Here is a 7,075-nt window from a genome sequence, read left to right as displayed (position 1 = left end):
TTTAGAGGTGTCAGAGATGTGAAATTCTTCCTCTATAGACTAACTAAATTATATGCATAATTTTTGAGCTCCCCAATAATATGGTTTGATCCCTAGATACCTATTTATAGACTTGGATTCATCTGAATTACCTTTGGCATTACCGCTTCCAGAACTCCATTTTCTCAACTCAATTTGTCTGCCTGTGCTAAACTCAGACCGCTTCCCGTTAATAGTAATTCGGGTGTAAATTACTGAAATGTCATCAGGTGTTGATCTTCCCCGTTTAAGGTAAAAAAGAATGTTTAGTAAAGTTGCCATAGGTGCGTCTTTTAAATTGCTCACTAGAAAGATACGAAATGATAGAGTTCAAAAGTGTTAAAGAAAACGCGTAAGCCTTTTATTAACAGTACGTTATGAGCTTCGAGGTGAGTCTTTTTAAAGTAAAAAAAGACGCACCGAATTGAGCACCAATTACTTAGGTTTATTTGATATCAAATGAGATTAATTGAATTAAAAAAGCCTCTAAATCGTTGATTTAGAGGCTTTTAGTGTTATTTTGAAGTGTAATAAGCGGTCTGGACGAGACTCGAACTCGCGACCTCCTGCGTGACAGGCAGGCATTCTAACCAACTGAACTACCAGACCGTTGCTTTATTGCGATGGCAAATATACACCTGTTTTTAGATTCCACAAACGTTTTTTAAAATAATTTTTGATTAATTTTTGCACTAGCCCGCAAATTTTTGTCTCTCAATAAGATAGGTGGTTAAAAATTTTTCAAAACTTTCTTCAATATCAGCCTGCACGTACTTTATTCGGTATTTTCCACATTGTAGTTTGAGCGTATTGAAGTATTTTTCGACTGAATTTTGATAAGATTCCTTGAAATTTTCAGCATAAAGATCCAAATGAACACCCGATTCTACATCTGTAAATCGTTTTGGAATATTATCAAAGTTGAAATTGAGCTCTTTTTTCTTATCAATGACATGAAAAAGCACCACTTCGTGTTTATTATATTTTAGATGCTTTAAAGCTTCAAATAATTCCTCCTCCTTTTTATCCTCTTGGAACATATCTGTAAAAAGGAAGACTAAAGATCTTCTTTTTAATTTTTCAGCGATCTGGTGTAGGTATGTGTAACTATCTGTTGTTCTATTTTTCACTGGATTGGCAACCATCCTATCCAATTCATTCAATAACATATGATGATGGCGCTCACTTCCCTTCTCTGGCGCATAAAATTCATATTTGTCACTATAAACACTTAAACCAACAGCGTCTCTCTGACGCTTTAAAATTTGCATTAGCGAAGCTGCTGCTAGAGCAGAAAAAGCAATTTTATTTAAAGAGACCCTATTGAAGGTTTTCATAATAGGAAAATGCATAGAAGAAGAGTTGTCTATAATCAAATGACACCTCAAATTGGTTTCTTCTTCATACCGCTTTGTATACAACTTATCGGTTTTTGCATAAAGCTTCCAATCTATATGCTTTGTGCTTTCTCCATTGTTATAGATCTTATGTTCGGCAAATTCTGCAGAAAATCCATGAAACGGACTTTTATGGATCCCAGAAATAAAACCTTCTACCACCTGCCTGGCTAATAAATCTAAGTTGATGAAACCACCCGATCTATGGACTTCCTGTTCTAACATTTTTTAATTCTAAAATTACCTAAGAAAGGTACGGAATATAATTTTTTTGTAGTCAAGAAGTTCGGGGCAAGCTCACGAGCTATGTCCCCGATGGTTGGGGAGGAAGATAATTTTAAAATTCGAGGCATCTCGATAGAGCCGTCGGGACGGGCAATAAACCCCTCATTGAGGTATAAAAAAAGCCCCGCTAATTTCAATTTAGCGAGGCTTATATCTTAAAATTTGAAGTTCTCTATAAAAGAGCATCTAATGCTTCAGCATAGGTGGCTTTTGGAGCAACTCCAACTTGACGTCCAACTACTTCTCCTCCTTTGAAAATAAGCACTGTTGGAATATTTCTCACACCATATTTAGCAGCGAATTCCTGGTTGGCATCTACATCTAGTTTTCCTACAACAGCTTTCCCGTCGTAATCTTTACTGATGTCTTCTATAATTGGTCCAACCATTCTACATGGTCCACACCAAGCTGCCCAGAAATCAACCATTACTGGTTTCTCACTTTTTAATACTGTTTCTTCAAAATTAGCATCTGTTATCTCTAAAGCCATAATTTTATTTATTTCAATTAATATGTAAAAATAGTCTATTATTTAGCTAAACCTTACTGCGCTTGTATAGGATTTGGCTATTCATATATCAGATGGTCTTATATATCTTCGTTTTACCTATGCTTATCATTATGTTTTATATAAAGTCCTCTCCTTTGGGGAGGATTTAGGAGGGGATGAGTGATTAATTTTCTCATCCCATCCCCAGCCCTTCTCAAAGGGAACTGTGAATATTTTCTTATTATTTAAGCTTCGATAAATTAACAAAAACTGTTTGCGAAGCTCTTTGTATTAAAGTCCTCCCTTCTGGGGAGGATTTAGGAGGGGATGAGTGTCTAATTAAATAAAAGCAATGCCTTTAATTCAACTTATATTTCACATGTTCCTCTTCCAAAGCATTCAATAACTCTTGTGAGATCTTCACTTTTTGCTTTCTGCTTGTCAAATTCAGTTTTATAAGCTCTTTCATTTCATAAATTATGAAATGCAAATTGTGATCTCCCTTATGAGTCCTGAAAATATCTTTTAAAGAATCTATATTTTCTTCTTTCAATTCATTTATATCCAGCTGAATAGTAAGTTTTCTTGCATAAATATCCATAATATCATGCAACAGCTGAAAATTATTGAACTGAATTCTAGGCTCACTTTTACTACCTGTTTCCTTATTGGTCCATCCTTCTTTCACAAATGCCTTAATGTACACAAATGCGTTAGGCACCAAAAAATGCTGATATTTTAAATACTCTTCTCCAAATATTCTGAATTCATAAGAATCCCAGTAATCTTCTATGGAAAATGCAGCCCAACCTTTCCCCATTTTTGAAGTTCTATGTTGCACCTCAGAGATCACTCCTCCAAAAGAAAGCTCACTGTTTACATATTTCTCCTGCTCCCTAAAGTCGGAAACCTTCGAATTACAGAAATAATGAATTTCTGCTTTGAAATCGTCTAAGGGATGACCCGAAATATAGATTCCCACTACTTCCTTCTCTCTTTTCAACTTTCCTATGCCTCCCCATTCTTCACAAGGTGGCACCACAGGTTCCGGGATCTGCACATCACTGGCTTCTCCAAATAAACTTACCTGCGAAGAGTTTTCATTCTCCTGAAATTTCACTGCATATTTAATCACTTTTTCTAAAAAAGTGATCCCGTCTCCTTCATCATAAAAATACTGTGCTCTATGATTTCCGAAGCCATCAAAACCTCCCGCTAAAGCCAAATTTTCCAAGGCTTTTTTATTTGCAGCTCGAAGATCTAAACGTTTAGCCATATCAAAAATAGACTTATAGGGTCCTTTCTCGGTTTTTCGATTTTCTACAATAGTTGCAACGGCCCCAGAACCAACTCCTTTCACAGCACCCATTCCAAATCGGACGGCGTTCTCCTTATTTACAGAGAATTTATAAAAGGATTCATTAACATCTGGCCCAAGTACATTAAGCTTCATTCGTTTACATTCTTCCATAAAGAAAGTAACCTGCTTGATATCGCTCATGTTATTAGACAATACCGCAGCCATATATTCCGCAGGATAATGCGCCTTTAAGTAAGCGGTTTGATAAGCGATCCACGCATAACAGGTAGAGTGAGATTTGTTAAAGGCGTATGCTGCGAAGGCTTCCCAATCTTTCCACACTTTTTCTAAAACCTCTCTAGGATGTCCTTTGGCTTCTCCACCATCTAGGAATTTCGGCTTCAATTGCTCCAGTAAAGCAAATATCTTTTTACCCATCGCTTTTCTCAAAACATCGGCTTCACCTTTGGTAAACCCAGCAAGTTTTTGAGAAAGCAGCATCACCTGCTCTTGGTATACTGTAATTCCGTAGGTTTCCTTAAGGTATTCATCCATACCCGGAAGGTCATAAGCTATTTCCTCATTCCCATGTTTTCTAGCAATGAAACTCGGAATATATTCCATTGGTCCTGGTCTATATAGCGCATTCATCGCAATAAGATCTCCAAACACTGTAGGCTTTAAATCCTTCATGTGTTTTTGCATTCCCGGAGATTCATATTGAAAGATCCCTACAGTTTCTCCGCGCTGGAATAATTCATAGGTCTTTTCATCATCTAACGGAAAAGCATCTGGATCCAGGATTATATCATGTCTTCCCTTTACAATTTTAACCGTGTCTTTTATTAAGGTAAGGGTCTTCAACCCCAAGAAGTCCATTTTTAGTAGACCGGCACTTTCTACCACCGAGTTATCAAACTGAGTTACATATAGATCTGAATCTTTTGCAAGGGCAACCGGAACAAAATTGGTAATATCACTTGGCGTGATGATTACTCCACATGCATGGATACCGGTATTTCTAACAGAGCCTTCTAAAATTCGCGCCTGATTTAAGGTTTGTGCTTGTAGATCGTCTCCATCTGCAATATTCAACAGCTCGTTAACTTTTTCCAGATCTTCACTTCGGAAAGATTTTTTAAGCTCCTTAGCATCCATTCCAAAGATCTTCCCCAATTTAGACATGGTAGGAATCAGTTTTGCAATTCTGTCAGATTCATGCAGCGGCAGATCCAAAACTCTGGCAGTATCGCGAATAGAAGACTTTGCAGCCATGGTACCATAGGTAATAATTTGAGCCACCTGATTAGAACCATATTTCTTGATCACATAATCCATTACCCTGCTTCGACCCTCATCATCAAAATCGATATCGATATCGGGCATACTTACACGATCCGGATTCAAAAATCTCTCAAAAAGCAGATCGTACTTAATGGGGTCTATATTGGTAATCTTTAAACAATAAGCAACAGCACTTCCCGCTGCAGATCCCCTACCCGGCCCAACCGAAACATCCATTGCTCGCGCTGCCCGTATAAAATCTTCAGTAATCAAAAAATATCCAGGATATCCTGTGTTTTGAATTACCGAGAGTTCAAAGTCTAATCTTGTTTTTATATCTTCTGAAAGATCTCCATAACGCTCCTTAGCCCCTACATAAGTTAGATGTTTTAAATAGGCATTTTCTCCACGCTTCCCGCCGTCATCCACATCTTCTGGGTTCAAAAACTCTTCGGGAATATCGAAGGCAGGTAATAATACATCTCTGGCAAGTTCAAAAGGCTCTATTTTATCTACCACTTTTTGAATATTGGAAATAGCTTCAGGAAGATCCTTGAACAAGCTTTTCATTTCAGAATCGGACTTGAAATAGAACTCGTTATTTGGCAATCCATATCTATATCCGCGCCCCCTTCCTATTGGAGTAGCCTGTTTTTCTCCCTCTTTAACACACAATAAAATATCGTGAGCATTCGCATCTTCCTTTGCGCAGTAATACGTGTTATTTGTTGCAACAGTTTTTACCTGATGCTTCTTTGCTAATTTTATCAATACATCATTCACCCGATTTTCCTCCTCGAGATCATGACGCATCAGTTCTATATAAAGGTCTTCTCCAAAAGTTTCTTTCCACCAGAGCAAAGCTTCCTCCGCTTGGTTTTCTCCAACATTAAGGATCTTTCCAGGAACTTCCCCATACAGGTTTCCAGTTAATACAATAAGGTCTTCTTTGTATTGTTCTATAACTTTTCTATCTATTCTAGGTAAATAATAAAACCCATTTACATATGCGATAGAAGCCATTTTAGCCAGATTATGATACCCATTCTTGTTCTTGGCAAGGATCACTATCTGATATCCATTATCTTTTCTTGTTTTATCTAAATGATCTTCACATACAAAGAATTCGCAACCAATGATGGCTTTTAATTCTTTTCCAGTTGCCGGTTCTCCTTTTTCTAAGGAAGCTGCATTTAGAGATTTTATAGATTTATTATAGTTCCCAACTTCTTTTACAAAATGGAAAGCTCCCATCATATTTCCATGATCTGTAAGTGCAACAGCCGGCATACTCTCCTTGGTGGCAGCTTCTATTAGATTTGGAATACTAATAGTAGATTGTAATATTGAAAATTGAGAGTGATTATGAAGATGTGAAAAACGCACTTCATCAAGTTTCTCGAGGTTTTCCTCAATCTCCTCGGTACTAACCTCATCCACTTTTTCAAGCTTCTGAAGCTCTTCCCTTATTTTAGCCGAAGCCTTTTTAAGGTTGATATGTTTTAAACCTATAAGCTTTAATGGCTCAGGGTTCTCTTCTTTATAATTTTCGAAATAGTCTTCAGAGACCTGAAGCTGTTCTTTTGTAAAATTCTCTTTTCGTATTAATTCTAGAAAACAACGCGTAGTCGCTTCTACATCGGCTGTAGCATTATGCGCTTCAGAAAAAGGTTGATCAAATAATTGCTGATGTAGCTCTGTAAGTGTTGGAAGTTTAAATCTACCATATCTACCTCCGGCAAGTTTACATAATTCTGCCGTTTTTTCTGTACAAGTATCTAAGACAGGAAATGCCTCCATAGGATTTTCCAATCCTTCTCTTAAAAACTCGGCACCCATGATATTAAGGTCGAAGCCAACATTTTGTCCCACAATAAATTTGGATCGCCCTAAGGCTGCTTGAAATTTCTCTAGTACTTCTTGAAGTGGCAAACCATCTTGCTGTGCCAGTTCAGTAGAAATCCCATGTATTTTTTCTGCATCAAAAGGAATATTGAAGCCTTCGGGCTGCACCAAGTAATCCTGATGCTCCACCAAATTACCCATCTCGTCGTGTAATTGCCAAGCTATTTGAATACAGCGCGGCCAATTGTCGAAATCTGTTAATGGGGCATCCCATTTTTTGGGTAATCCAGTAGTTTCGGTATCGAAAATTAAATACATGTATTAATTTTAGTGCTGTTAAAACTTCGCAAATGCATTTGCAAAGAAAAGGGACTTCTAATAGAAAGAAGCACTAAAATTACAGATTATTCACCCTTTTTAAAAACGAAAGTTATAAACATTTTAAACAAAAAAAAC

General features: G+C 37.1%; 4 protein-coding genes and 1 tRNA gene. All 5 read right to left on the bottom strand.

Annotated features, from left to right (window positions below):
* Positions 1-48 precede the first annotated feature (48 nt).
* Complete coding sequence (locus H033_RS0105160; RefSeq protein WP_034886115.1) at positions 49-300, bottom strand: Arm DNA-binding domain-containing protein; 252 nt, start codon at positions 298-300, stop codon at positions 49-51.
* A 253-nt stretch (positions 301-553) separates the two neighbouring features.
* Positions 554-627: transfer RNA gene (locus tag H033_RS0105155), tRNA-Asp, on the bottom strand.
* An 83-nt stretch (positions 628-710) separates the two neighbouring features.
* Complete coding sequence (locus H033_RS0105150) at positions 711-1,640, bottom strand: DUF58 domain-containing protein (protein WP_026837332.1); 930 nt, start codon at positions 1,638-1,640, stop codon at positions 711-713.
* 232 nt (positions 1,641-1,872) lie between these two features.
* The gene (trxA, locus tag H033_RS0105145) at positions 1,873-2,190 is read right to left on the bottom strand and encodes a thioredoxin (RefSeq protein WP_026837331.1); all 318 of its coding nucleotides are present in this window, start codon (positions 2,188-2,190) and stop codon (positions 1,873-1,875) included.
* 358 nt (positions 2,191-2,548) lie between these two features.
* Positions 2,549-6,937, bottom strand: a complete 4,389-nt coding sequence (gene dnaE / locus H033_RS0105140; protein WP_026837330.1) for a DNA polymerase III subunit alpha — start codon at positions 6,935-6,937, stop codon at positions 2,549-2,551.
* Positions 6,938-7,075: the final 138 nt, after the last annotated feature.

Source organism: Gillisia sp. JM1, from assembly GCF_000424645.1.
Taxonomy (GTDB): domain Bacteria; phylum Bacteroidota; class Bacteroidia; order Flavobacteriales; family Flavobacteriaceae; genus Gillisia.
This window is presented reverse-complemented; position numbering and strand designations above follow the sequence as displayed.

Excerpts from the sequence above, each read along its gene's own strand:
- H033_RS0105160 (WP_034886115.1), bottom strand. The coding sequence starts at position 300 with ATGGCAACTTTACTAAACATTCTTTTTTACCTTAAACGGGGAAGATCA.
- H033_RS0105150 (WP_026837332.1), bottom strand. The coding sequence starts at position 1,640 with ATGTTAGAACAGGAAGTCCATAGATCGGGTGGTTTCATCAACTTAGAT.
- trxA (WP_026837331.1), bottom strand. The coding sequence starts at position 2,190 with ATGGCTTTAGAGATAACAGATGCTAATTTTGAAGAAACAGTATTAAAA.
- dnaE (WP_026837330.1), bottom strand. The coding sequence starts at position 6,937 with ATGTATTTAATTTTCGATACCGAAACTACTGGATTACCCAAAAAATGG.